The sequence below is a fragment of the Vibrio sp. IB15 genome (genome assembly GCF_016406055.1).
GTDB lineage: Bacteria > Pseudomonadota > Gammaproteobacteria > Enterobacterales > Vibrionaceae > Vibrio > Vibrio chagasii.
Map to the genome: position 1 here is coordinate 75,830 of NZ_JAEFCE010000010.1, position 25,312 is coordinate 101,141.

General features: G+C 45.3%; 19 protein-coding genes and 2 pseudogenes. 15 read left to right on the forward strand and 6 right to left on the reverse strand.

The genetic code is table 11. The features are described from left to right. Window positions 1-38: 38 nt before the first annotated feature. Window positions 39-1,835, reverse strand: a complete 1,797-nt coding sequence (locus JC606_RS05635; RefSeq protein ID WP_137407319.1) for a sensor histidine kinase — start codon at window positions 1,833-1,835, stop codon at window positions 39-41. Window positions 1,836-1,998: 163 nt separating this feature from the next. Between JC606_RS05635 and JC606_RS23585 the strand changes: the two are divergent. The 8 genes and pseudogenes from JC606_RS23585 to JC606_RS05670 form a co-directional block, all read left to right on the forward strand. After that, window positions 1,999-2,181: pseudogene (locus JC606_RS23585) on the forward strand (hypothetical protein); the annotation flags it as partial. 318 nt (window positions 2,182-2,499) lie between these two features. Further along, window positions 2,500-3,798 carry a trigger factor gene (tig, locus tag JC606_RS05640; protein WP_004739926.1) on the forward strand — a complete coding sequence of 433 codons (1,299 nt, stop codon included), beginning with the start codon at window positions 2,500-2,502 and terminating at the stop codon, window positions 3,796-3,798. Window positions 3,799-3,903: 105 nt separating this feature from the next. Next, window positions 3,904-4,530 carry an ATP-dependent Clp endopeptidase proteolytic subunit ClpP gene (gene clpP, locus JC606_RS05645; protein ID WP_004736080.1) on the forward strand — a complete coding sequence of 209 codons (627 nt, stop codon included), beginning with the start codon at window positions 3,904-3,906 and terminating at the stop codon, window positions 4,528-4,530. 82 nt (window positions 4,531-4,612) lie between these two features. Then, window positions 4,613-5,893, forward strand: a complete 1,281-nt coding sequence (gene clpX / locus JC606_RS05650) for an ATP-dependent protease ATP-binding subunit ClpX (protein ID WP_137407320.1) — start codon at window positions 4,613-4,615, stop codon at window positions 5,891-5,893. A 132-nt stretch (window positions 5,894-6,025) separates the two neighbouring features. Beyond that, complete coding sequence (lon, locus tag JC606_RS05655; protein ID WP_137407321.1) at window positions 6,026-8,377, forward strand: endopeptidase La; 2,352 nt, start codon at window positions 6,026-6,028, stop codon at window positions 8,375-8,377. A 169-nt stretch (window positions 8,378-8,546) separates the two neighbouring features. Then, the gene (locus JC606_RS05660) at window positions 8,547-8,840 is read left to right on the forward strand and encodes an HU family DNA-binding protein (protein WP_012604504.1); all 294 of its coding nucleotides are present in this window, start codon (window positions 8,547-8,549) and stop codon (window positions 8,838-8,840) included. Window positions 8,841-9,060: 220 nt separating this feature from the next. Then, window positions 9,061-10,926: a peptidylprolyl isomerase gene (ppiD, locus tag JC606_RS05665; RefSeq protein ID WP_137407322.1), complete on the forward strand. Its 1,866-nt coding sequence runs from the start codon at window positions 9,061-9,063 to the stop codon at window positions 10,924-10,926. 178 nt (window positions 10,927-11,104) lie between these two features. Further along, on the forward strand, window positions 11,105-11,404 hold the full coding sequence (locus JC606_RS05670) for a ComEA family DNA-binding protein (protein ID WP_061033659.1): 300 nt from the start codon (window positions 11,105-11,107) through the stop codon (window positions 11,402-11,404). Here JC606_RS05670 and rrtA read toward each other — a convergent pair. After that, window positions 11,401-11,943, reverse strand: a complete 543-nt coding sequence (gene rrtA / locus JC606_RS05675) for a rhombosortase (RefSeq protein WP_198778197.1) — start codon at window positions 11,941-11,943, stop codon at window positions 11,401-11,403. The genes JC606_RS05670 and rrtA overlap by 4 nt on opposite strands. 9 nt (window positions 11,944-11,952) lie before the next feature. Here rrtA and JC606_RS05680 point away from each other — a divergent pair, with 9 nt between their 5' ends. Then, the gene (locus JC606_RS05680; protein WP_137407324.1) at window positions 11,953-12,552 is read left to right on the forward strand and encodes a tRNA-uridine aminocarboxypropyltransferase; all 600 of its coding nucleotides are present in this window, start codon (window positions 11,953-11,955) and stop codon (window positions 12,550-12,552) included. A 35-nt stretch (window positions 12,553-12,587) separates the two neighbouring features. On the opposite strand, the gene JC606_RS05685 is transcribed toward JC606_RS05680, so the two are convergent. The 3 genes from JC606_RS05685 to JC606_RS05695 all read right to left on the reverse strand — a co-directional run bounded on the left by JC606_RS05685 (window position 12,588) and on the right by JC606_RS05695 (window position 15,970). Then, window positions 12,588-13,931, reverse strand: a complete 1,344-nt coding sequence (locus JC606_RS05685; RefSeq protein ID WP_198778198.1) for an anti-phage deoxyguanosine triphosphatase — start codon at window positions 13,929-13,931, stop codon at window positions 12,588-12,590. 51 nt (window positions 13,932-13,982) lie between these two features. Next, window positions 13,983-14,567: a 5'-deoxynucleotidase gene (gene yfbR / locus JC606_RS05690; RefSeq protein ID WP_137407326.1), complete on the reverse strand. Its 585-nt coding sequence runs from the start codon at window positions 14,565-14,567 to the stop codon at window positions 13,983-13,985. A 170-nt stretch (window positions 14,568-14,737) separates the two neighbouring features. Next, complete coding sequence (locus JC606_RS05695; protein WP_004739935.1) at window positions 14,738-15,970, reverse strand: pyridoxal phosphate-dependent aminotransferase; 1,233 nt, start codon at window positions 15,968-15,970, stop codon at window positions 14,738-14,740. 276 nt (window positions 15,971-16,246) lie between these two features. Between JC606_RS05695 and JC606_RS05700 the strand changes: the two genes are divergently transcribed. The 6 genes from JC606_RS05700 to menE all read left to right on the forward strand — a co-directional run bounded on the left by JC606_RS05700 (window position 16,247) and on the right by menE (window position 23,652). Then, on the forward strand, window positions 16,247-17,569 hold the full coding sequence (locus tag JC606_RS05700; protein ID WP_443083678.1) for an isochorismate synthase: 1,323 nt from the start codon (window positions 16,247-16,249) through the stop codon (window positions 17,567-17,569). After that, entirely contained in the window at window positions 17,566-19,290 is a 1,725-nt protein-coding gene (gene menD / locus JC606_RS05705; RefSeq protein WP_198778199.1) for a 2-succinyl-5-enolpyruvyl-6-hydroxy-3-cyclohexene-1-carboxylic-acid synthase, read from the forward strand. Before JC606_RS05700 ends, menD begins: the two co-directional genes overlap by 4 nt. A gap of 9 nt (window positions 19,291-19,299) precedes the next feature. After that, a complete protein-coding gene (menH, locus tag JC606_RS05710) occupies window positions 19,300-20,097 on the forward strand; it encodes a 2-succinyl-6-hydroxy-2,4-cyclohexadiene-1-carboxylate synthase (protein WP_102423833.1) in 798 nt (265 codons plus the stop codon). A gap of 105 nt (window positions 20,098-20,202) precedes the next feature. Beyond that, window positions 20,203-21,069, forward strand: coding sequence for a 1,4-dihydroxy-2-naphthoyl-CoA synthase (gene menB, locus JC606_RS05715; RefSeq protein WP_137407328.1), 867 nt, complete (start codon window positions 20,203-20,205; stop codon window positions 21,067-21,069). A gap of 74 nt (window positions 21,070-21,143) precedes the next feature. Then, window positions 21,144-22,151, forward strand: a complete 1,008-nt coding sequence (gene menC, locus JC606_RS05720; protein WP_137407329.1) for an o-succinylbenzoate synthase — start codon at window positions 21,144-21,146, stop codon at window positions 22,149-22,151. Between the two features lie 52 nt (window positions 22,152-22,203). Continuing rightward, window positions 22,204-23,652: an o-succinylbenzoate--CoA ligase gene (menE, locus tag JC606_RS05725; protein WP_198778200.1), complete on the forward strand. Its 1,449-nt coding sequence runs from the start codon at window positions 22,204-22,206 to the stop codon at window positions 23,650-23,652. Between the two features lie 110 nt (window positions 23,653-23,762). Here the strand turns inward: menE and nagE are convergent. Further along, window positions 23,763-25,207, reverse strand: a pseudogene (nagE, locus tag JC606_RS05730) (N-acetylglucosamine-specific PTS transporter subunit IIBC). Between the last annotated feature and the right edge of the window lie 105 nt (window positions 25,208-25,312).

Here is a 25,312-nt window from a genome sequence, read left to right on the forward strand (position 1 = left end):
ATTTAGTATGTTGGTTTTTATTCTTTTCGTCTTTGCTGCTATTGCTCGATAAGCGGTAATTCGATGCTAAATCGAGCGCCACCTTGTGGACTGGTCCCTGTCGTGAGCTTGCCGTTGATCCCACTGATTATTTGCTGAGATATGGATAAACCTAACCCAAGCCCGTTCTTCTTGGTGGTATGGAAAGGCTCGAAAAAGTTACCGCTTGATGAAGACGTAAAGCCAGGCCCGTTGTCATCGATGTGAATCAGCAGCGTGTTATCTTGAGCCTCATCCGTTTCTTTGATTTCTAACAAGATGGCTAATTGCTTATCGTCTTGGTCTTCCATTGCCTGAACAGCATTGGTGAGCAAGTTGATAATCACCTGTTCCAGTTGAATGGCGTTAGCGAGTACACAGGCATCGAAGGTTTCGGGTAGCTCATTAAGGTTAATTCGCTCGCTTTTGAACTGTGGCTTCATCAGTTCTTTAGAGGAGTGAAGAATGGGCAATATTTGTAAGGTATGCAGCTCTTCCGCAGTCGACTTTTTAGCAAATGAACGAAGCTGGTGGCTGATTTTCGCCATGCGATCGGTGAGTGCTGAGATACGTGATAAGTTGTCATCGACTCGGTCTGTTTTCTCTTTGGCCAGAAACAATCGCCCATTGTCTGCATAACTACGAATGGCAGCGAGTGGGTTATTCAATTCGTGACTAATACTGGCTGACATCTGGCCTAATACCGCTAGCTTGGCTGCTTGGATGAGCTCGTCTTGGGTATGTCTCAATACTTGCTCGGTTTCGATACGTTGCTTGATCTCTCCATGCAGCTCAGAGGTTCTTTCGAGCACTTGAAACTCAAGCTTTTGGTTAGCTTCAGACTGGAGTCGGTCTATCTGTGCGCGTCGGTGCTGGCGATGAAGGTTAAGTTGGATGACCAGATAAATGATCGCGAATACTAAGCTTAATACCACCATGTAGGCGACCAAATCCCACCAAACCAAGTAGGTAGGGGAGAAGACCCTGACCGTTAATCCAGGGTCAGGTAGAAAGCGTGAAGAGGTAAAAAACTTTTCTCTAACTAAAGGATGAGATGAACGAATGCTGCTGGTCGCGCCCTCTAGATCGCCAGAGAAGTGAAGGCTTTCAATCTGGGTATCGAGATATTGCTGATTCTCCCGAATGCGAGCTTGTTGTGCATTATCGAGAGGCTGAAGACTTTTGAATAGCCATTCAGGATTGCTAGACATAAAGATAATCTGGTCTTTATCATCCGCGACAAAAAAGCTCTGTTTGCCTTGCCAGCTTGCTTCTATCGAAGACAGATCCATTTTTACCACAATTACACCAATGATTTCAGCGGCATAGGAGACAGGGTAAGAATAATAGTAACCACGCTTACCTGACGTAGAACCTAGAGCAAAGTACTGTTTTTCATGCCCTTGAATGGCTTGTTGGTAATAAGGGCGAAAGGCGAAATTACGCCCGACAAAGGAATGTTTTAGGTTCCAGTTACTGGCTGCGATAGTGGTACCGATGCTATCCAATAAATAGGTGTCAGACGCCTGAATAACAGTGTTGACGTGCTCTAGATAGCGATTGGTGAGTTCAATTTGAGCAGTGTTGCTTGGTGAGTGCAGGGCATCAACCAGCTCTTTATCCTTCGAAAGTAGCTCAGGGATATGGGCAAACTTATCCAATTGGCTGGCAATGTGGACGGAAAAGCGGTCTAAGTTAGATTGGTGATCATTTAACAAACTTTGATGGCTCGTATTCCATACCCAGTGACCACCAAGGATCATTAAGACGCTGTAGGCGATCAATAACAGGATACGAATTCTCGAAGCTTGAAACATGCTGGTTCTCCGCTAAATCGGGGGCGACAATATAAAGCCTGCTTTCTCTCATTCATCACAGTAATTAGCGGTAGTTTTTACTGAAAATAGAGAGCCAGTAGATGGAGTTAGGTTAAGGCTTTGTAACGGAGATTGTTGAAAAAGTTATCGACTCTGAGGGGTAAAACAAGAGCAAGATCTCTTTTTAAGGTTTTTAGCAAAAAAAGCCCTCGATTCCCTTGAAAAAGTCGCTATTGTCCCCATTTCTGTTGTGCTAAGTGATGTTCTGAACGTTTTTGTATCATTTAGTTGGACGAATTTAGAGCATTCATCATCAAGCAGAGGTGAACGGCTCGACAGAGATTAAACAGATCGCTAGAATGTCGCGTCTAAAATTTCTGTCCTGAGGCTAATCGGAGATACCTTTCTTGTTTCCGAAAACAAGCTTCGCTGCTTTTTATTAGCCAGTGAAAACTTAGCTCTTAACAAGTATGTGAAGATGAAGATATCGCTGATTAGTCTGGTGTTTGGTTGAATGATCAATTCAAACATCAATGCTCGATTTTAAATTAGGTGTTCGGATAGAGCACTACACAAGGATGCAGCCAACAACGCCGGCTTTTGAATTAAAGCCAAGTTACGGCTCATATGCTCAGATTACTGAGCCAGTTTTGAGGTTTATATAATGCAAGTTACTGTTGAAACGCTAGAAGGCCTAGAGCGCCGTCTTAATATTACTGTTCCTGCTGCTAACATCGAAGATGCAGTTACAGCTGAACTACGCAACATCGCGAAAAACCGTCGTTTCGATGGTTTCCGTAAAGGCAAAGTGCCAATGAAGATGGTTGCTAAAATGTACGGCAAAGCAGTACGTCAAGACGTGATGGGCGAAGTAATGCAACGTCACTTCATCGAAGCGATCGTTAAAGAGAAAATCAATCCAGCTGGCGCACCAACTTTCGCACCAGTTGAAAACAACGAAGGCGCTGACCTAGTATTCAACGCAACTTTTGAAGTTTACCCAGAAGTTGAGCTGAAAGGTCTAGAAAACATCACTGTTGAGAAACCAGCAGTAGAAGTTAAAGACGCAGACGTTGAAGAGATGATCGAAACTCTACGTAAGCAACAAGCAACTTGGACTGAAGTTGACACTGCAGCTGACGCTGGTTCTCGTGCAACTATCGACTTCGTTGGTTCTATCGACGGTGAAGAGTTCGAAGGCGGTAAAGCTGAGAACTTCCCACTAGAGATGGGCGCTGGTCGCATGATCCCTGGCTTTGAAGACGGTATCGTTGGTAAAACAGCAGGTATGGAATTCGAAATCGACGTAAACTTCCCAGAAGATTACCACGCTGAAAACCTAAAAGGTAAAGCAGCTAAGTTTGCAATCAAAGTAAACAAAGTTGAAGCTCGTGAACTTCCAGAACTAAACGAAGAATTCGTTGCTAAATTCGGCGCAACTGACGGCGTTGAAGGTCTTAAAGCTGAAGTTCGTAAGAACATGGAGCGTGAGCTTAAGCAAGCTGTTAAGAACCGCATCAAAGAGCAAGCTATCGACGGTCTAGTTAACGAAAACAACATCGACGTACCTTCTGCTCTAATCGATCAAGAGATCGGTGTTCTACGTCAACAAGCTGCTCAACGTTTCGGTGGCAACACTGAAGCTGCTGACCAACTTCCACGTGAGCTGTTCGAAGAGCAAGCTAAACGTCGCGTAGTTGTAGGTCTTCTACTTGGTGAAGTAATCAAGACTGAAGAGCTAAAAGCTGACGACGAGAAAGTTAAAGCTATCATCGAAGAGATGGCTACAGCATACGAAGATCCATCTGAAGTTATTGCTTACTACGAGCAAAACGAGCAAATGATGAACAACATGCGCAACGTTGCTCTAGAAGAGCAAGCTATTGATGCAATCATCGCTAAAGCTCAAGTTTCTGATAAAGAAGTTAGCTTCAACGAGCTAATGAATCAGCAACCTGCTTAATATAGTAATATCTGACGTAGAAGGTTGACGTACGGTCAGCAATTCTGCTAACAATGGTCCGTATGATTTTATCATTCGGGCCATTTATTTTAGGGACATAAGAATATGAGCTACCAAGAAAAAAATACAATGCCATCGATTATGGACGCACTAGTTCCTATGGTGGTTGAACAGACTTCCCGTGGTGAACGTTCTTACGATATTTATTCTCGTCTATTAAAAGAACGAATCATTTTCTTAACAGGTCAAGTGGAAGACCACATGGCAAATCTTGTCGTGGCTCAACTGCTTTTCTTGGAATCTGAAAACCCAGACAAAGATATCTACCTTTACATCAACTCACCGGGCGGTAGCGTAACAGCTGGTATGTCAATCTACGACACAATGCAGTTCATCAAGCCAAACGTGAGCACAGTATGTATGGGTCAAGCTTGTTCTATGGGTGCATTCTTACTAGCGGGTGGTACTCCAGGTAAGCGTCACGTGCTTCCAAACTCACGCGTAATGATTCACCAGCCACTTGGCGGCTTCCAAGGCCAAGCGTCTGATATTCAGATTCACGCGCAAGAGATCCTAACGATCAAACAAAAGCTAAACAAACTATTGGCAGAGCACACTGGTCAGCCTCTAGAAGTTGTTGAGCGTGATACAGATCGTGACAATTTCATGTCTGCTGATCAAGCAGTAGAATACGGTTTAGTGGATTCAGTTCTTAATCACCGCGGTCAATAATTGCAGGGCAATTGTTTGACGCAAAGTGATGCAAATTGATATACACTCAAACCATAGAGAGTAAAGGCTAAGAGGTTAGCGAATGACAGATAAAAGCAAAGAGGGTGGTAGCGGTAAACTGCTTTACTGCTCTTTCTGTGGCAAAAGCCAGCACGAAGTTCGCAAGTTAATCGCAGGTCCTTCTGTTTACATTTGTGATGAATGTGTCGATCTTTGTAACGACATTATTCGTGAAGAAATCAAAGATGTTCTTCCTAAGAAAGAATCTGAATCGCTGCCAACGCCGCGTGAGATTCGTGAGCACCTTGATGACTATGTAATCGGTCAAGAATACGCGAAAAAAGTGCTAGCAGTTGCAGTATATAACCACTACAAGCGTTTACGTAATGGTGATACGACAGCTGAAGGCGTAGAACTAGGTAAGAGTAACATTCTTCTTATCGGTCCTACCGGTAGTGGTAAAACGCTACTGGCTGAAACACTGGCTCGTTTCCTAGACGTTCCTTTCACAATGGCTGACGCAACTACACTAACCGAAGCGGGTTACGTGGGTGAAGATGTTGAAAACATCATCCAGAAGTTGCTTCAGAAATGTGATTACGACGTAGCGAAAGCGGAACGCGGCATTGTTTACATCGATGAAATCGACAAGATTTCTCGTAAAGCTGAAAACCCATCAATCACGCGTGACGTGTCTGGTGAAGGTGTACAGCAAGCTCTACTAAAACTTGTTGAAGGTACAGTTGCTTCTGTTCCACCGCAAGGTGGCCGTAAGCATCCACAGCAAGAGTTCTTGCAAGTGGACACGTCTAAGATCCTATTTATCTGTGGTGGTGCATTTGCTGGCCTAGATAAAGTGATTGAACAGCGTGTAGAAACAGGTTCTGGTATCGGCTTTGGCGCTGAAGTGCGTTCAAAAGACGAAACCAAAACTATTGGTGAACTGTTCACTCAAGTAGAACCTGAAGATCTAGTGAAGTACGGTCTAATTCCAGAATTCATTGGTCGTCTGCCTGTTACGACAACACTGACAGAGCTTGATGAAGAAGCGCTAATCCAAATCCTTTGTGAGCCAAAGAATGCACTTACTAAACAGTACGCAGCATTATTTGAGCTAGAGGATACAGAGCTAGAGTTCCGCGAAGACGCGTTACGTGCGATTGCTAAGAAAGCGATGAGCCGTAAAACGGGGGCTCGTGGTCTACGTTCTATCTTGGAGGGTGTTCTACTAGAAACGATGTACGAACTGCCATCTTCAACTGATGTAAGCAAAGTTGTGATTGATGAGTCGGTAATCAATGGTGAGTCAGAACCACTATTGATTTACAGCAACTCAGATAATCAAGCAGCTGGTGCAGAGTAGGTCTTTTTTAGACAAGTCGCTCAAATTGAAAAAGGAGGTAAGCAATTACCTCCTTTTTTTTATTCTTCCATTGAATCCAGTCGTTTAAGCCCCATATACTGCTTTATAAGTTAAAGCGGAAGAGAGAAATATATGAACTTGGAACGTTCCGAGCGTATCGAAATCCCCGTGCTACCTCTACGTGATGTAGTGGTTTACCCACACATGGTTATTCCATTGTTTGTTGGTCGTGAAAAATCGATTACTTGCCTAGAGTCGGCAATGGAAGCTAACAAACAAGTACTACTTGTTGCGCAGAAAGAAGCGGACACTGATGAGCCTTCAATTGACGACCTATTTAAAGTAGGTACCGTCGCTACCATTCTTCAGTTACTTAAGCTCCCTGATGGTACGGTTAAAGTACTTGTTGAAGGTCAGCAACGTGCAAAAATTCACGAGTTCAAAGAGAGTGAGTTTTTCCTAGCGGATGCCGAATACGTTGTTACCTCAGAACTTGACGAAAAAGAACAAGAAGTGGTTGTTCGCAGCGCGATCAATCAATTCGAAGGCTTTATTAAGCTAAACAAAAAGATTCCACCAGAGGTTCTAACCTCTCTGAACGGGATTGATGAAGCAGCTCGTCTTGCAGATACCATCGCAGCACACATGCCACTTAAACTGGTAGACAAACAGCACGTACTAGAGATTCTAGATGTGACTGAGCGTCTAGAGTTCCTGATGGGCCAAATGGAATCAGAAATTGATATCCTGCAGGTTGAAAAACGCATCCGTGGGCGTGTTAAGAAGCAGATGGAAAAGTCTCAGCGTGAGTACTACCTGAATGAGCAAATGAAAGCGATTCAGAAAGAACTTGGCGAGATGGACGACGCTCCAGACGAATTCGAGACTCTGAAGAAGAAGATTGAAGAGTCAAAAATGCCTCAAGAAGCTCGTGAAAAAACCGAGCAAGAACTGCAAAAACTGAAAATGATGTCGCCTATGTCTGCTGAAGCAACAGTAGTACGCAGCTACATCGATTGGATGGTTGGCGTTCCTTGGGCTAAGCGCTCAAAAGTTAAGAAGAATCTAGCGAAAGCGGAAGAGATCTTAAACGAAGACCACTACGGTCTAGAGCGTGTTAAAGAACGTATTCTTGAGTACTTGGCGGTGCAGAACCGTATCAATAAGCTGAAAGGTCCAATCCTTTGTCTTGTTGGTCCTCCAGGCGTAGGTAAAACCTCGCTAGGTCGCTCTATCGCGGCTGCTACAGGTCGTAAGTACACGCGTATGGCACTAGGTGGCGTTCGTGATGAGGCTGAGATTCGTGGTCACCGTCGTACCTACATTGGTTCTCTTCCGGGTAAATTAATCCAGAAGATGTCTAAAGTTGGTGTTAAGAACCCACTGTTCCTATTAGATGAAATCGACAAGATGTCTTCTGATATGCGTGGCGACCCATCTTCAGCACTTCTTGAAGTACTGGATCCAGAACAAAACAACGCGTTTAACGATCACTACCTAGAAGTAGATTACGATCTGTCAGACGTTATGTTCGTAGCAACGTCTAACTCGATGGACATTCCTGGCCCGCTACTGGACCGTATGGAAGTGATTCGTCTGTCTGGTTACACAGAAGATGAAAAGCTGAATATTGCTAAGAGCCACTTGTTGGACAAGCAAGTTAAGCGCAATGGTCTTAAGCCTCACGAAATTGAGATTGAAGACTCTGCAATCATCGGCATTATTCGTTACTACACGCGTGAAGCGGGTGTACGTAGCCTAGAGCGTGAAATCTCTAAGATCTGCCGTAAAGCAGTGAAGAACATCCTACTAGACAGCGACCTTAAGTCTGTAACGGTTAACATTGATAACCTGAAAGAGTACTTAGGCGTTCAACGTCACGACTTCGGTAAAGCGGATGAGAGCAACCGTATTGGTCAAGTAACAGGCCTAGCGTGGACTCAAGTTGGTGGCGATCTGCTAACTATCGAAACCGAAGCAATGCCGGGTAAAGGTAAACTAACGCAAACCGGTTCTCTTGGCGATGTGATGAAAGAGTCTATCCAAGCTGCGATGACGGTCGTTCGTTCTCGTGCAGAAAAACTGGGTATTAACTCAGATTTCTATGAGAAACGCGACATTCACGTTCACGTACCTGAAGGTGCAACACCGAAAGATGGTCCAAGTGCGGGTATCGCAATGTGTACTGCGCTTGTTTCTAGTTTAACGGGTAATCCTGTGAAAGCTGAGGTCGGTATGACAGGTGAAATTACCCTTCGTGGTGAAGTTTTACCTATCGGTGGCTTGAAAGAGAAACTGCTTGCAGCACACCGCGGCGGCATCAAAACGGTACTGATTCCGAAAGACAATGAGCGTGATTTGGAAGAGATTCCAGACAACGTAATCGCTGACTTGAAGGTGATCCCAGTTCAGTGGATTGACGAAGTACTGAAAGTAGCGCTAGAACGAGATCCGTCAGGGGTCGAGTTTGACGTGAAAAAATAGTGATGCATAGCAAAAATAAGTAAAGAATTACGCTGATAGGCCCGAAAAGGCTTGTCAGCGTTTTTTTTGGACGCTAAGTTATTGATCAAAGCGGCAGCCCTTTTGCAATAAGGGTTGCGGCTAAATTAAAACCAAAATGGAACGTACAGTCATCGAGAAGTAGTCACAGATGACACATAGGGGAAAAACAGTGAATAAAACACAACTAGTAGAATCAATCGCAGAAAACGCAGACATCTCTAAAGCTTCAGCTGGTCGCGCTCTAGACGCTTTCATCGAAGCAGTTGGCACAACGCTACAATCAGGTGACCAAGTTGCACTTGTTGGCTTTGGTACTTTCAGTGTTCGTACTCGTGCTGCTCGTACAGGTCGTAACCCAAAAACTGGTGAAGAGATCCAAATCGCAGAAGCTAAAGTACCTGGCTTCAAAGCGGGTAAAGCACTTAAAGACGCATGTAACTAATTTCTACTGCTGAAACCTCGATTTTAAAGAGGGGAAGGCAGTAAAATGCGTTTACTGTTTGAAAAATGATGTTTCATTCTTAAACAGTATATGTGCGAAGCACATTGAACTAATTTAAATTATGCGCATCCTACTGATGCGCATTTCTTTTTCTGATAATATCGCGTGAATAGATTTTTATTTTGAAGCCAATGCTTCATATCCGGAGAGCACTTAAATTATGATGGATCGATTACGCGAAGGCGTGAATAGCATCGCGGTAAAAATTATCCTTGGGTTGATTATCCTGTCATTCGTATTCGCAGGTGTAGGCAGCTACATCACCGGTGGCGGTAACAACGCAGCAGCTAAAGTTGGCAATACAGAAATCGGTCGTGGTGAGTTCGAACAAGCTTACCAAAACGAACGTAATCGCATGCAATCTCAACTTGGCGATTACTTCGCTCAAATGCTTGCAGACCCTGCGTACGTAGAGTCTTTCCGTAAATCAGTACTTGATCGCATGATCAACGACGTTCTACTTGAGCAGCAAGCAGAGTCTCTAGGCCTACGAATCAGTGATTCTCAAATCCGTACAATGATTCTAGAAATGCCTCAGTTCCAAACTGCGGGTCAATTCGACCAAGAAGTTTACCAAGCAGCACTACGCCGTGCAGGTTTCAGCGCAGAAAGCTTCGCTGAATACATGCGTCGTGACCTAATGCGCAACCAGCTTGTGACAGCACTTCAAGGCAGTGAATTTGTTCTTAAAGGCGAAATCGACACACAAAGCAAGCTAATCGCTCAAACTCGTGACATTCGCACAGTGACTCTTTCTGTTGCTGACCTTGCGAAAGACGTTGAGCTAACTGATGAGCAGATCGAACAGTACTACACTGAAAACCCTCTAGCGTACACTCGTCCAGAGCAAGCTAAAGTGTCTTACATTGAACTTTCTGCTGAAGCACTTAAGTCACAGCTAGAAGTGAGCGACGAAGAAGCACAAAAATACTACCAAGAACACTTAGACAAGTACTCAACGGCAGAGCAACGTAAAGTGAGCCACATTCTTGTTGAAGGCGACGACGAAGCAAAAGCTCAGTCAATCCTAGACGAGCTAAATGCAGGCGCTGACTTTGCTACGTTAGCAGAAGAGAAATCTGACGACTTCGGCAGTGCAGATGTTGGCGGTGACTTAGGTTGGATCGAGCGTGATGTGATGGACCCAGCTTTCGAAGACGCAGCTTTCGCTCTTCAGAATGTTGGTGATACAACTGGCCTAGTTAAGTCTGACTTCGGTTACCACATCATCAAGCTAGACGAACTAAAAGCGCCTGAATCTCAGCCATACGCAGAAGTAGCGGCAGAGATTAAGCAAGAACTTCTAGACCAACACGCAGTAGACCAGTTCTACGAAATGCAAACTGAGCTAGAAAAAGTAGCGTTTGAATTCCCAGACTCGCTAGACGATTCTGCAGAAGCTATCAATGCTAAGATCACAACAACTGATTTCATCTCTCAAGCTGATGCTCCAGAAGTTCTGATGACGCCTGCAGTTATGCAAGCTATCTTGAGCCCTGAAGTGAAAGAAGATGGCCTAAACTCTGAAGTTATCGAAGTGGCTCCTGAGCACGTCATTGTTGTACGTGTTGAAGAGACTCGTGACGAGACGGTTCTTCCTCTTGAAGAAGTGAAAGATCAAGTTGTGGCTGCGCTATCTGCTGTAAAAGCGGAAGAGCAAGCTGTTGAGCTAGGTGTTTCTCTAGTTAACGATCTTAAAGCTGGTAACGAAGCAGTACTAGCGGACAACAACCTTGAGTTCACAGAGCTTGAGACGATTGACCGTAACTCTCCACTAGCGGCTTCTGTATTTGCTCTAGCGAAGCCAGAAGAAGGCAAAGTGGTATTCGGCCAGTCTAAAGACCAAAACGGCAACATCGTTGTTGTAGAGCTGTCTAAAGTAACGGCTGAAATTAACCCTGCATACAGCACTCAAATTGGTGCTCAGTTGGAGCGTGTTGGTAACCAGCAAGATCTGACTAACGTATTAAACGTACTACGCAAAAACGCAGACGTTGAATACTACGTAGTAGGTCAAGGTCAGTAATCATCAATTGTCTTGCTAGTTAGCCACAACTCATATTTGTGAGCCAACAAGCAAGCTGATGAAAATAAGATGTATAACAAAGCGGGTCACTTAGGTGACCCGCTTTATTTTTATCTGGCGCTCATGTTATCTCTTGCTGTAAACGCATAAGTTACCTTTTTTCACAAAGGAATGGATTATGCGCACTCTATATTCAACACTACTTCTTTCACTTCTGATGTTTTTAAGCCCTACAGCACTCGCAGACAGCCCAACTAAGGCTGAGCTTTATGATGGCATTGAGGTTACGGTAAACATTAATACCGCGACCGCAGAAGAGCTATCAGCGTTACTGGTAGGTGTGGGTGATAAGAAAGCCAAAGATATTGTCGACTATAGAACTGAGAACGGTGCATTTGCTACCGCTGACGATTTGGTGAGTGTCAAAGGGATTGGTGAAGCAACGGTTGAGAAGAATCGCGAAAGAATACAGCTTTAGTTCGTTTTTTTGCTCAATACCAATGAAATGATAGCTAGGAAGCCGCCTGCCAGTGCACCTGCTAGGTGGGCTTCAATAGCCACTCTCGCGTTAATTAGCTCACCAGTCGTGCTGGAAGGGCCTACAAATTGCTCCCAAGCGATTTTAGCGACTAATCCTGATACCAACAGCCAACTAGATTTCCTGCCGTTTAAAGCCTCTCTGAGCGCGAATAAGCCAAACAATCCATGCAGTGTTCCTGATAAGCCTACATAAATCTGAATGCTTGAAAGCAACAAAGCCAATCCAGTGATTAAACTGATCATAGCTAACGCAGAGATCAGTTGTTTTCGCGTGGGTTGAAACAGATAACTGATGATCCACAAGCCTGCTAGATTCATTAGCAAGTGTGAGTAGTTGGTATGTGAAAAGTTTCCTGTTAGGATCCGCCACCATTGTCCATCGACAATCGCACTTTTATCCCAAACGACCCAAGCCTGCACTGGCTCTAGTTTGAATATGACGCATAAAAGTGAAGTGAAAATTAAAACAGGGTACACATTACATCCATGTCTCGTTATTGCCCCCAATGCAGCAAGGCGTTGAAAGCTTGTATTTGTCATTGGGTTACACCACTAGAGTCGAACGTTGAGCTTATCATTCTTCAGCACCCATCAGAAGAGCATCGTCCGATGGGAACCGCGCGTATCCTCTCGTTATCTTTAAAAAACAGTGTGACGATCGTCGGTGAAGATCTTTCAGACAATGAACAACTGAATGACATGCTGGCTGATACGCAATATCAGCACGTGATTTTGTACCCGAGTGAACACTCTGCGCCAGTTGAATCTGTAACACGCCCTAATAAAAAGCTACGTGTGATTTTATTGGATGGGACGTGGAAGAAAGCATTCAAGATGTGGCAAGTGTCGAGTAACTTGCATGCGTTGAACACGGTCCACTTACCAAAAGATCTCAAGGGTAATTACCGAATCCGTAAAGCGCCAAGTGAAAATAGCTTGTCGACTGTAGAAGCTGGGTACCATTTACTGAGCTTGTTAGAAGATGGCCGAGATTTCAGTCCGTTGCTAACGGCATTTGACCAAATGATTCAGTTTCAAATCAATCAAATGCCGCCGGGCGTATTTGAGAAAAACTACTTAGCGTAATCTCACTAATACTTATCTAAGTATTGCGAGTAAGTCTAGAACTCTGTATGTGCTGAAAACAACTGTTGGTGCATCTTCTGAGCCAGGTCATCGGTCATTGATGAGATGTAATCGGCGATCACGCGCATCTTTCTGGATGCATCTTGATGTTGTAGCCATTGCTTCTTGATGGGCAGTGGCAACAGGCGTTCAGGATCGGCGCTGAAGGCTTCAAACATATCCATGATGATCTGCTGACCTTTGTACTCAATAACTTGAACCTGCGGCACTTGAATCACGAATTCGCTGACGAAGTGTTTCAGCTTGTCGAGGGTAGCATCCATGCTTGGCTCCAATACGGCATTGTAGGCAAGCAGTGCGTTCTCAAAACTTTCATCAACAGGCTTAATCGAGATACTCGTCAGCAGCGCGTTAACAATCCCACCAATGGCATCTTTTCTGCGGTACTGCTCGCCAGAGAATAACATCTCTGTGATGGAATCTAGATGTTCACAAATCCATGGATCAGCCATCTCTTTTAACTGCGGATAAGCAGATTCAACCCACTGCGCTTTAGTCACTGAACCAAGCACAATCGCATCTTCCAGATCATGCACGCCATAAGCGATGTCATCGGCAAGCTCCATGATGGAACAGTCGAGTGACTTATACTTAGTCTTGTTATGCTCTAGTGGCTCTGTGTGCGACTTTCTTTTCTGTTTGAGAAGCTGTTGGTCGTTCGCTGAGAGTGGTTCAAGTACCCAGTTGAATAACTCTTCGTCATGATCGTAGATACCTTTCGCTGGCATCCAGTCTTTGGCACGAAGTTGTCGCTGGTGCTTAACGGGTTCAGGTTGTTCTTTTGCCTTCACTTCACTGAGTAGTGAAGGGTACTTGATTAGCCCTAACAGGGTACGTCGAGACAGGTTCATCCCGTGGTGCTCTGTGTAAGGTTCTAGCTGGGTGACAATGCGAAAGGTTTGCGCATTGCCTTCAAAGCCGCCGTGTCCGCGCATCATATAGTTGAGTGCAACTTCACCGCCATGCCCGTATGGCGGGTGGCCGATATCGTGAGCCAAACATAAAGAATCAATTAGGCTATCTGAAGGCAGAAGGTCTCGAAACTCAGGTTGCTTTTTCTTGAGCTGCGCGACAATACCAGTGCCAAGCTGCGCTGCTTCTAGCGAATGAGTTAAGCGCGTGCGGTGAAAGTCATTAACCGTGGTGCCGTGCACTTGAGTTTTAGCTTGTAGGCGACGGAAAGCGGCAGAGTGCAGTACGCGTGCTCGGTCTCGCTGATAGGGGCTGCGGTGATCATCACGTCTTATTTTGTGTTCATCGTCATTTCGATGTTGCCACTCTTGTTCGAGTACAAAAGAGGATTCGAGTTGAGAATTCAAAATATCACCTATCAAATTGATTTTATTTAATTACAAGCAACTTATACCTGGCTAGCTTATCTCGTCTAGTGATAATTCAAAGCTTGGGGCAAAGGTGGTGAGAAAGTAGTCCATTTCCGGGCTTTTTCGCTGTGCGAGAGTTTCTTCTAGCCGACGTTTGGCTTGCTCATACTCATGGTTGCCAGCGCTGAGCTCTTCTAAACATTTTAGATACGCACAGATAGTATCGGCTTGTTTTACGATGTTCTGCTCTTCTTTACTGGCAGTGCCGGATATTAAGAAGGGGGCGAAATCATCTTGAAACTCTTCTGGCAGCATCGAAAGTAGCCTTTGCTCTGCAGCTGCTTCTATCTTCTTATACTCTTGAGCGATATCTGGGTTGTAGTATTTGACGGGTGTAGGCAGATCCCCAGTCAGTACTTCACTGGTGTCATGGTACATCCCGATTAGGGCAATGTGTTCTGGGTTGAGTTTGCTATCAAACTTTTTGTTTTTGATAAGCGCCAAGGCATGGGCGACGAAAGCGACCTGTAGGCTGTGTTCTGAAATGTTCTCGCTTGAGACGGAGCGCATCAGAGGCCAGCGTTGGATAAGCTTCATGCGTGCGAGATGGGCGAAGAAATGGCTCTGTTTCATAAATGTCCTATCTAGAGAGTGCTCCACTCGTACTTTTTGTTTGCCACAAACTGCACGAGACAGCGGATACAAAAAAGGCTCCTAAACTGGAGCCTTTTAAGCATAGAAGTGAATGAATACAAGTTAAAGTCTTTTAAAACAGCAAATTGTAGCCATCTTTCTTGTGCTCATTAACCTTCGATGAGGTCGTCTTGATTGTAAGTCTGCAAGAAGCGCTCTAGGCGACCAATTGCCACTTCAAGGTCTTCAATATGTGGCAAAGTCACAATACGGAAGTGGTCAGGCTTAGGCCAGTTGAAGCCAGTGCCTTGTACTAACAGTACTTTTTCTTGCTTAAGGAAATCGAGTACGAACTTCTGATCGTCTTTAATGTTGTACATCTCGGTGTCGATCTTCGGGAACAGGTACATCGCGCCCTTTGGCTTCACACAAGATACGCCAGGGATCTTGTTAATCAGTTCCCATGCTCGGTCACGTTGCTCAAGCAGACGGCCGCCTGGCAGAATCAGTTCATTGATACTCTGATAGCCACCCAATGCCGTTTGGATAGCGTGCTGCATTGGTACGTTGGCACACAAACGCATAGATGCAAGCATTTCTAAACCTTCAACATAACCTTTGGCTAAGTGTTTAGGGCCGGTCAAGAACATCCAACCACCACGGAAACCACAAACACGGTAAGCTTTAGATAGGCCGTTGAACGTTACCATCAGTACGTCTTCAGCTAACGTTGCAACAGAGGTATGTACAGCACCGTCGTAAAGGACTTTGTCGTAAATCTCATCAGCGAAGATGATTAGGCCGTGTTCACGTGCAATCTCGACAACTTGCAGTAGGAAATCACGGCTGTAAACCGCACCTGTAGGGTTGTTCGGGTTGATAAGAACGATGCCGCGAGTCTTCGGTGAGATCTTTGCGCGCATATCATCCAGATCTGGGTACCAGTCTGCATCTTCATCACACATGTAGTGAACCGGAGTACCACCAGAAAGTGCAACAGACGCTGTCCATAGTGGGTAGTCTGGAGCGGGAACTAAGATTTCATCACCATTATCCAGTAGCGCTTGCATAGACATAACGATAAGCTCTGAAGCACCGTTACCAATGTAAACGTCTTCTACGTCAAGATTACGTAGGCCTTTTTTCTGGTAGTGTTGAACAACCGCTTTACGGGCTGAATAGATACCTTTTGAGTCGCAGTAACCTTGAGATGTCGGCAGGTTACGGATTACGTCAACAAGGATTTCATCAGGGGCGTCAAAACCAAATGGGGCGGGATTACCAATATTAAGCTTTAGTATTTTATGCCCTTCTTCTTCCATGCGCTTAGCATGTTTGAGTACAGGCCCCCTGATTTCGTAGCATACGCTGTTGAGTTTTGACGACATCCCGATATTTTGCATTGCCGATTTCCTGAAATTAATTTAAATACTTTATTAAAGTACCGCAAAATGACGTTTGATAGAATAAAAATCTGATGAATGTCGCATTTCAGTGTCACGTTTGGTCTTTTTGTTGTCACCCTTTTCTAAGTTTTAATTCATCGCTTTTATGGTTATTGTCTAAAATGATAGAGGGGCTCGCTTAAAGTCACAGGGATGTTGAAAAGATATCGGACATTCTTGATCTAAGTGGGTGCTACCCATAAAGTATCAAACTAATATAATAAGAATTTAGATGTGAACGAGGTCGATTTGTCACATTTCCAGCAAACTATCTCCGCTTTGATTGAGCGAGTACAAAATGCCCAAGCAAGCGAAGTTCGTTGTGTTGAAGTTCTCACGCAAAAACCATCGTTTGCATTTATCGAATGGCTTCATGCTCAACCGCTTTTTCCTAAGTTCTACTGGCAGTCACGCGACACTCGTGAAGAGGTGGTTGCGCTTGGCCAGTTACACACATTTTCAGATCCAGCACCCGCGTATGCGATTCTAGGTGAAGACCAACGAATCTGGGGTGGACGTTCATTTGACGGCCACACTGAAAAAAATCGCCGCTGCATGGAATCTTTCTTCTTTCTACCTCAGATTGAATTGATCCGCTTTGACGACACTTGGTCGCTGGCGGTTAACTTGTCCCCTGATCGTGTTGTTTCTATTAATGCTTTGAATAAGCTATCCGTAGAAGCCGCGATATTGGCGCCTTTGTCTGCCCATATTGAACAGATAAACCACGTTCCAGAAAGAGAACAGTGGGGCGGGTTGGTTGAGAAAGTACTGAAAGGCATTAGCGACGAAGAGTACAAGAAAGTGGTTTTAGCGCGAAAAACCACGCTACAACTTGATGCACCTATTTGTGCGGCTCAATTCCTTAAGGCTAGTTACCTGCAAAACCACCATAGTTTTCACTTTATGTTGGTACTGGATTCGAAACACAGTTTCATTGGTTCGACGCCAGAGCGCTTATACAGCCGTCATGGCACCGAGCTTGATACCGAAGCGCTCGCTGGCACCATTGGTCGTGGTGAAAACGCGACCGAGGATATGGAGCTAGCCAATTGGCTTTCTCAAGACACTAAAAACCTCAATGAGAACCAATATGTGGTCGACGATATCATTGAGCGTCTAACGCCTCATTCACAATCCGTACACGTAGAGAAAGAAGCGCGTCTGGTTCGTCTGCGTAAGGTGCAGCACCTAAAACGCAATATTCACGCGCAGCTTAATAACGGCGTTAATGGCGTTCAGTTGCTTGCCGCTTTACAACCTACAGCAGCAGTAGCAGGACTACCGCGTAAAGAAGCAATGGACTTCATTCTTGAACACGAACCGTTTGCTAGAGGCTGGTATGCCGGCTCTGTCGGTTACATCAGTCATCAACGAGCGGAATTCTGTGTGGCGATTCGAAGTGCATTGGTTGTAAACGATCAAGTACAGCTATTTGCAGGTGCTGGGATCGTGCCTGGATCGGTAGCTGAAAATGAGTGGCAAGAACTGAATAAGAAGATGTCGACCTTGCTTAGCCTAATCTCTGATCACCCACCATTGGGTGTGGCATCATGAGTCACGACCAAGCTGTATTAAACAGAGTTTGGTGTAACACATTACTTGAAGAGCTTGTCCGCAGCGGTGTTGAACATGTTTGCATCGCTCCAGGCTCTCGTTCAACACCATTAACACTCGAAGCCGAAGCTAACTCTAAGCTAACCTTACACACGCATTTTGATGAGCGTGGGCTTGGCTTCCTGGCTTTAGGCTTAGCTAAAGCGAGCAACAAGCCAGTTGCGGTGATTGTTACGTCTGGAACTGCCGTAGCTAACCTTCTACCAGCGACCGCTGAATCTGGATTAACGCGAGAAAAGCTAATCTTGCTTACCTCTGATCGACCGATTGATTTAGTCGACTGTGGTGCTAACCAAGCGATTCAGCAGCAGGGTATCTTTTCGTCTCACGTTGAAACGGCACTAAACCTTCCAAGCCCAACGACACAAGTTTCTTTGAATTGGCTTTTGACGTCGGTTGATAACGCACTGGCGAAACAGCGCAGCGTCGGTGGGGCTATTCATATCAACTGTCCGTTCCCAGAACCTCTTTATTCCGCTAATAGCGCTGAGATGTATGCGGATTATACAAAGAGCGTGGCAGCTTGGAGAGCTTCAACCAGCCTTTACTCGAACACTTATTTACCGAGCCATTTAAACGCTCAGCCTGTTTCAGCAAGTGATTATGTCGCTCGTAAAGGCGCGGTGATTATTGGTTCTATCGAGAATGAAGCTGCAATTAAAGCCAAGCAGTTTGCGTCAGCTTTGGGCTGGCCAGTTCTCTGTGACCCTCAATCGGGTGTCAGCAGTGACTGGAAGCACTATGATTTATGGTTGCAAAGTGACACAGCCAAAGCACAGCTTAGCCAGTGTGACTTTATTATCCAGTTTGGTGAGCGCATCGTTTCTAAGCGTCTTAACCACTGGGTAAAAGGGCAAGCTGCTACATTTTGTTCATCGCAGTACATCGTTGTTTCACCAGATGCGCATCGTATTAATCAAGATCATCTGTCTCAAACTCACATCGTCGCTGATATCGAATATTGGTTATCAGAGCAGCATCTACCGACGCTGTTGGGAGAACATGCTGGTTGGGCGGCACCTTTGGCGGAAGTCGCGAACACAGTTCAACAGTTGGCATTGGCACAAATCTCTAATAATGATCAACTTACAGAGTTGAGCGTCGCCGTTGACTTGTCGTCTAGACTTAAAGGCAGAGGGTTATTTGTGGGAAATAGCTTGATGGTAAGGCTGGTGGATATGTTGTCATCAATATCTGCGACTCAAGTGTACAGCAACCGAGGTGCGTCGGGCATTGATGGCTTGGTGGCAACGGCTGCGGGCGTGATAAAAGCTAACCAGAATCCTTTGATGATGCTGATTGGCGACACCTCTTTGTTGTATGACCTCAATTCGCTGGCGCTACTCACTCATAATACAACGCCAATGGTTATTGTGGTTACTAATAACGATGGTGGGGCGATTTTTGATTTGTTGCCGGTACCTGAGCAACAAAAACAGTCACTTTATCAGATGCCTCATGGTTTCAGCTTTGAGCATGCCGCCGCACAATTCAAGCTCGATTATGCTGCCCCTGAAACCCTTAACTGTTATCAAACGCTCATCGAAAAACATTTCGAACAAGGTCAAGGTACTTTGCTCGTGGAAGTTAAGACGCCTCCCGAACAAGCGTCTACTTTGCTGAAGCAATTCAGCTCAATGCTCACCGAGGCATTAGCCTAAGGACTTTACATGCTTTACTCCAATTACTACCCAGCTGCACAAGTACCTTCTGACAAACCTTTGCTTGTTTTTTTACATGGTTTACTCGGAAGCGGGGATGATTGGAGTGCATGCCACCCCTTCCTCGAAGATTTTCCTCGTCTTTGCATAGATTTGCCCGGACACGGACAAAGCCGCTTTATCGACCCTGTAGGCTTTGATCATTGCTGTACCAAGATAGTTCAGTGCATCACTTATCAATTGGCAGCGAACGATCTTCCTGCCGATTATCCTATCGTGGTGATTGGGTATTCTATGGGGGGAAGACTTGCAATGTATGGGGTGACAAGCCCTTGCTTTGAAACTCTTAACCTAGAGAAAGTCATCATCGAAGGTGGCAACTTTGGCTTGGAGTGTGATGAAGAAAGAGCACAAAGGTTAGTACATGATACGCAATGGGCCGTTCGCTTCGCGCAGCAGTCGATTGAAGATGTTTTAGACGATTGGTATCAACAAAGCGTCTTTTCTTCACTAAATCATGAGCAAAGACAAACTTTGGTCATAAAGCGTAGTGGTAACCTTGGAGTATCCGTAGCAAATATGTTGTTATCTACTTCGTTAGCTAAGCAACCGGATTTACGTGCCACATTAAAATCTCATGAGCATCAATTGCATTATGTGTGTGGTGAAAAAGATCGTAAATTCATGGAGCTAGCTGAGAATAGTGGCTTTGAATATAGTCAGGTTGATTACGCTGGTCATAATGTTCATTTTGAACAACCAGAAATGTTTTCAAACTTGATTATCCAATGTATCGCTAGTCGTTGATGAACTGACTGAGCGAGTCTCTCGTATCAAGCGCTATAGAAAGCAGAGCAACACCATCGCGACTCTACGCTAGTCGCGCTCTCTAATAGAACAATGGGAATCACCATGGCTAAAACAGTAGGCATCACAGAAGAAGAACTTTACGCAGCCGTTAACTGGCGCGATGAAAGCAGTCAATATGAAGATATTCAATACCACAAGTCTGATGACGGTATTGCGAAAATCACGATTGCTCGCCCTCAAGTGCACAATGCGTTTCGTCCACAAACCGTAAAAGAGATGATCAATGCACTGGCCGATGCTCGTTATGACGAGAAAGTTGGCGTAATCATTTTGACGGGTCTTGGTGAGAAGGCGTTCTGTTCTGGTGGTGACCAAAGTATTCGTGGTGACTACGGCGGCTATCAAGATGATTCAGGTACACACCACCTAAACGTGCTTGATTTCCAACGCCAAATCCGTACTTGTCCTAAACCAGTAATCGCAGCGGTATCTGGCTGGGCTGTAGGTGGTGGTCACGTGCTTCATATGATGGCTGACCTTACTATTGCAGCAGACAACGCTCAATTTGGTCAGACTGGTCCTAAAGTAGGTTCGTTCGACGGCGGTTGGGGTGCTTCTTATATGGCTCGTATCGTTGGTCAGAAGAAAGCGCGTGAAATCTGGTTCCTGTGCCGTTTCTACGATGCTCAAGAAGCATTGGATATGGGCTTGGTGAACACGGTTGTGCCTGTCGCTGATCTAGAAAAAGAAACCGTTCGTTGGTGTCGTGAAGTTCTGCAACACAGCCCAATGGCGCTACGTTGTCTAAAAGCAGCGTTGAATGCTGACTGTGATGGCCAAGCAGGTCTGCAAGAGCTAGCAGGCAATGCAACCATGATGTTCTACATGACAGAGGAAGGCCAAGAAGGCCGCAATGCGTTTAACGATAAACGTCGACCTGATTTCGACAAATTCCCGCGTAACCCATAGTTTTATCCTCTTCAGAATGAGTCGCTAAATAGCGGCTCGTTTTGTTTTAATGCTCCCGTTTTTTAGGAAACCTTATGAATTCAATGAATTCCCAGCGTCACGCTAAACTGTATCGTTATCAATTACCTATGGATAGTGGCGTGGTGCTGCGTGATAATAAGTTGAACGAACGTGTTGGCTACATTATCCATCTTGAGTGTGATGGTAAGTCTGGTTTTGGCGAAGTCGCACCTTTACCGGGCTTTAGCCAAGAAGATGCCGATCAAGCCGGTATTCAATTGCAAAACGAGCTAGAGCTTTGGAGTCATAACAAACCTAACACCCCATTCGATGAGCTTTATCCGTCAGTGGCGTTTGGTTTTTCGATGGCGTTGATGGAGCTTCGAGGCGATCTCAATGCGGAAGGCAACTACCAAGCTGCGCCTCTATGTACCGGTGATCCAGATGAACTGATCCCAGTGCTTAATGAGATGGAAGGTGAGAAGGTCGCTAAAGTCAAAGTTGGCCTTTACGAAGCGATCCGTGATGGCATGCTAGTTAGCTTATTCCTAGAGTCGATTCCTGATTTAACGCTAAGGCTTGATGCTAACCGAGCGTGGAAGCCTGAAAAAGCGAAGCAGTTCATTAAATACATTTCGCCGTCACTTCGTCAGCGCATTAGCTTTATTGAAGAGCCTTGCCAAAAGCCAGAAGATAGCTTGGCCTTTGCCATCGACCATGGCGTAGCAATTGCTTGGGACGAAACACTGCAAGAGGCGGTGCGCAATCCTGAGTTTGATTTAAGTGATTTAACTGGCGTTAAGGCTGTGGTAATTAAACCAACCTTAATCGGCTCGGTAGAGCGTTGTGTGGCAATTATTGAGCGTGCACAGCAACTTGGTATTAAGCCTGTTCTAAGCTCAAGTATTGAGTCGAGCCTTGGCTTAACTCAGATTGCGCGATTGGCACAGCAGTACTTGCCTAATGAAGTGCCGGGGCTTGATACGATTGGTTTGTATCAACAACAGCTTGAAGTGCCATGGCCAGGTTGCCAACTTCCTGTTGCGACTCTTGAACAGCAGCAGCTGATTTGGTCTTCATAGCCCGATTGTTCGGTTGGCTCAATCAGTTTTCAATCTTTAACTTGGTTATCTTATGATGCGCCCACAATCTAACCATCACCCGCTCTGGGTACAGTGGGCGCAGCAGAACCCACATCAAGCAGCATTCGTTACTCCAAACTGCGCTTATACTTGGCTGCAAGTTGTGGCGTTAGTGAGTGATTACCAACAACAGTTATCTGAACAGGGCCTCTCGGAAGGCGATGTGTTGACCATTGTTGGTAAGAACCAAGTCGAAGTGATCCCCGTTTATCTAGCGGCACTGAACCTAGGCGTGCTTTGCGCATTCACCATGCCTCAACCTTCAGCTCGCTTAACGCAAAAGCTTGAATCGCTTTATAAGCCGTCGGCTAGACGTTATTTATGGTTGCTAGAGAGCAGTGGTTTAAATCAATCAAACCTTGCTGAACCAAACACTCCGTTACTTACATTGCCTTGTTTGAGTGATTTGAATGTTGATAAAAAACTGAATGTTGATGACAAACTAGCAGCAACGTTAGAACTTTCCTGTTTCAGTCCTCAAAACCTCGCGAGTATCGTATTTACTTCAGGTTCTACCGGAAACCCTAAAGCGGTGGCTCACACACTTGAGCAGCACCTATATTCAGCTTCCGGATTACTGGATGCCTTCCAATTTAAAGGCAGTGATACTTGGCTACTGAGTTTACCTATGTACCATGTGTCGGGGCTGGCGATTGTTCATCGTTGGCTCGTTGCTGGTGGCTGTATAAAAATGGGCATTGGTCAGCTTGAATCCGATATCAAGGGCTGTAGTCATGCTTCGTTGGTCGCTACTCAGTTACATAGGATATCAAAGAGTAAGCAAGCACTTACTTTAACTCATGTGCTGTTAGGTGGGAGCCATATTCCAGAAGCGCTTGGTCTTGAAGCTCAGCAAATGGGGATTGAGACTTGGCTTGGTTATGGCATGACGGAAGCGGCCTCAACGGTGACTGCAAAGCCTGTTGATGCGAGCAGCACTGCCGGTTTTTTGCTGAATCATCGTCAATTGAAAATTGAAAACCAACGTATCTATATTGGAGGCAATACCCTCGCTTCTGGTTACTACTATCAAGGTACTTTAACCCCATTAATGGATGAGAATGGCTGGTTTGATAGTAAAGATCTTGGGCAATGGGATGGTGAGCAAGTGTCGATTATTGGCAGAGCCGATAATCAGTTTATTTCTGGCGGTGAGAATATTCACTGTGAAGAAATTGAGAGAGCACTTAGTCAGCTGCCTGAGGTTAAGCAAGCTTTTATCATACCCGTTGAAGACAGTGAATTTGGCTTTAGACCCGTTGCGATTATTGACTGTGATGAAATGCCAACCAAAGTGTGGTTTGCCGAACAGCTACAAGGAAGTCTGGAGCGATTTAAGTTCCCTATCGACTACTACCGTATGCCAGAGCAAGAACAATTAGGTATCAAGGTATCTAGAGCAGGGTTGGCGCAGTGGTTACAAGAGCTTCATTCTAAATAAAACGAAGCGCAATACACGGTGACTAGTCGTAATTGCGCTTCAGGGGGTTGTGATGGTGGTGAAGCCATCACAAATTCTTACTATCTTATCTTGTCATTAAAGGTGCCGCGTTAAGCGAGGGCCTTTTTCATTTGTTCTGCGACCTTATCCACTTTTCCTAAGCCAATGATAACTTGCAGTCCACCTTTACCCACCGGAACCACACCTGCTGCTCCTAGTTTCTTCAGTTTGTCACTGTCGGCGATTGAAGAGTCTTTTACCGTTAGGCGTAGGCGAGTGATGCAGTTATCAACTTCTAGGATGTTGTCCACACCGCCAATCGCTTCAATGTAGTTGTTAGTTAGGTTCACGAGTGCTTCTGGAGAAGCAGTCTCGCCTTCAGCTTCCATCTCTTCACCACGACCTGGAGTACGTAGGTTGAATTTGATGATAGCGAAGCGGAAGATGCAGTAGTATAGCGCGAAGAACACAACACCTTGCACCAATAGCATGTACCAGTTCACAGCTAGTGGGTTTTGGCTAGACAGTACCAGGTCAACAAATCCTGCTGAGAATCCGAAGCCTGCCATCCACTCCATGCTTGCCGCAATGTAAAGTGATAGACCTGTTAGCACAGCGTGCAGTAGGAACAGTACCGGAGCAAGGAACATGAAGCTGAACTCTAGCGGCTCTGTGATACCTGTGAAGAATGAAGCCATAGCCGCAGCAAGCATGATAGCGAATACTTGGTTCTTATTTTTCGCATCAGAGCAGTGGTACATCGCCAATGCTGCTGCCGGTAGACCAAACATCATGATTGGGAAAAAGCCCGCTTGGTACATACCCGTTTTACCAGGGATACCAGTGCCGTTAGCAATAGATTGCGCGCCGCCCAAGAAGTTTGGAATGTCGTTAATACCAACAACGTCGAACCAGAACACTGGGTAAAGTGCGTGGTGCATACCTACGGATAGGAACAAGCGGTTGAAGAAACCAAATAGACCCGCACCGACTGCGCCCATGCTCTCTAGCTTGATGCCTAGCACGATAAGTGCGTCGTAAACTGCAGGCCAGATGTAGAGAAGAGCAAATGAAAGCGCCATACCTGCAACCGAAGTCAGGATAGGAACTAAGCGTTTACCGCTGAAGAATGCGAGAGCCTGAGGCAGCTCAACGGTCGAGTAGCGGTTTAGATCTCAGCTGAGATGATACCCACGATGATACCGACAAACTGGTTACTGATTTTTCCAAAAGCCGCTGGCACTTCACTTGCCTCAACATTAAGCAACTGTGCGACTGAGTCTGGGTTTAGCAATGTGGTGACGACAAGGAACATCACGAAACCAGATAGCGCCGCGGAGCCATTTTTGTCTCGGCTTAAGCCAAATGCGACACCGACAGCAAAGAGAACTGCCATGTTATCAATGATTGCACCGCCAGATTTGATCAAGAATGCGGCCAAAATACTTTCCGAACCCCATCCAACAGGATCCAACCAGTAGCCAATACCCATGAGGATTGCGGCAGCTGGCAGTGTGGCTACGGGAACCATCAATGCCTTACCTACTTTTTGCATATACCCAAGTATATTCATACGTGCCCCTAAGTTTTTAAATTAATTTTTTAATGTTTCTGCTCACCACTATTTGCAACCAAATATTGTTCAATGCAGTATTTTAAG

What these genes read in the sequence shown, in the direction of transcription:
- JC606_RS05635 (WP_137407319.1), bottom strand. Translation starts at nt 1,835, where the DNA reads ATGTTTCAAGCTTCGAGAATTCGTATCCTGTTATTGATCGCCTACAGC.
- tig (WP_004739926.1), top strand. Translation starts at nt 2,500, where the DNA reads ATGCAAGTTACTGTTGAAACGCTAGAAGGCCTAGAGCGCCGTCTTAAT.
- clpP (WP_004736080.1), top strand. Translation starts at nt 3,904, where the DNA reads ATGAGCTACCAAGAAAAAAATACAATGCCATCGATTATGGACGCACTA.
- clpX (WP_137407320.1), top strand. Translation starts at nt 4,613, where the DNA reads ATGACAGATAAAAGCAAAGAGGGTGGTAGCGGTAAACTGCTTTACTGC.
- lon (WP_137407321.1), top strand. Translation starts at nt 6,026, where the DNA reads ATGAACTTGGAACGTTCCGAGCGTATCGAAATCCCCGTGCTACCTCTA.
- JC606_RS05660 (WP_012604504.1), top strand. Translation starts at nt 8,547, where the DNA reads ATGACACATAGGGGAAAAACAGTGAATAAAACACAACTAGTAGAATCA.
- ppiD (WP_137407322.1), top strand. Translation starts at nt 9,061, where the DNA reads ATGATGGATCGATTACGCGAAGGCGTGAATAGCATCGCGGTAAAAATT.
- JC606_RS05670 (WP_061033659.1), top strand. Translation starts at nt 11,105, where the DNA reads ATGCGCACTCTATATTCAACACTACTTCTTTCACTTCTGATGTTTTTA.
- JC606_RS05680 (WP_137407324.1), top strand. Translation starts at nt 11,953, where the DNA reads ATGTCTCGTTATTGCCCCCAATGCAGCAAGGCGTTGAAAGCTTGTATT.
- yfbR (WP_137407326.1), bottom strand. Translation starts at nt 14,567, where the DNA reads ATGAAACAGAGCCATTTCTTCGCCCATCTCGCACGCATGAAGCTTATC.
- JC606_RS05695 (WP_004739935.1), bottom strand. Translation starts at nt 15,970, where the DNA reads ATGCAAAATATCGGGATGTCGTCAAAACTCAACAGCGTATGCTACGAA.
- menD (WP_198778199.1), top strand. Translation starts at nt 17,566, where the DNA reads ATGAGTCACGACCAAGCTGTATTAAACAGAGTTTGGTGTAACACATTA.
- menH (WP_102423833.1), top strand. Translation starts at nt 19,300, where the DNA reads ATGCTTTACTCCAATTACTACCCAGCTGCACAAGTACCTTCTGACAAA.
- menB (WP_137407328.1), top strand. Translation starts at nt 20,203, where the DNA reads ATGGCTAAAACAGTAGGCATCACAGAAGAAGAACTTTACGCAGCCGTT.
- menC (WP_137407329.1), top strand. Translation starts at nt 21,144, where the DNA reads ATGAATTCAATGAATTCCCAGCGTCACGCTAAACTGTATCGTTATCAA.
- menE (WP_198778200.1), top strand. Translation starts at nt 22,204, where the DNA reads ATGATGCGCCCACAATCTAACCATCACCCGCTCTGGGTACAGTGGGCG.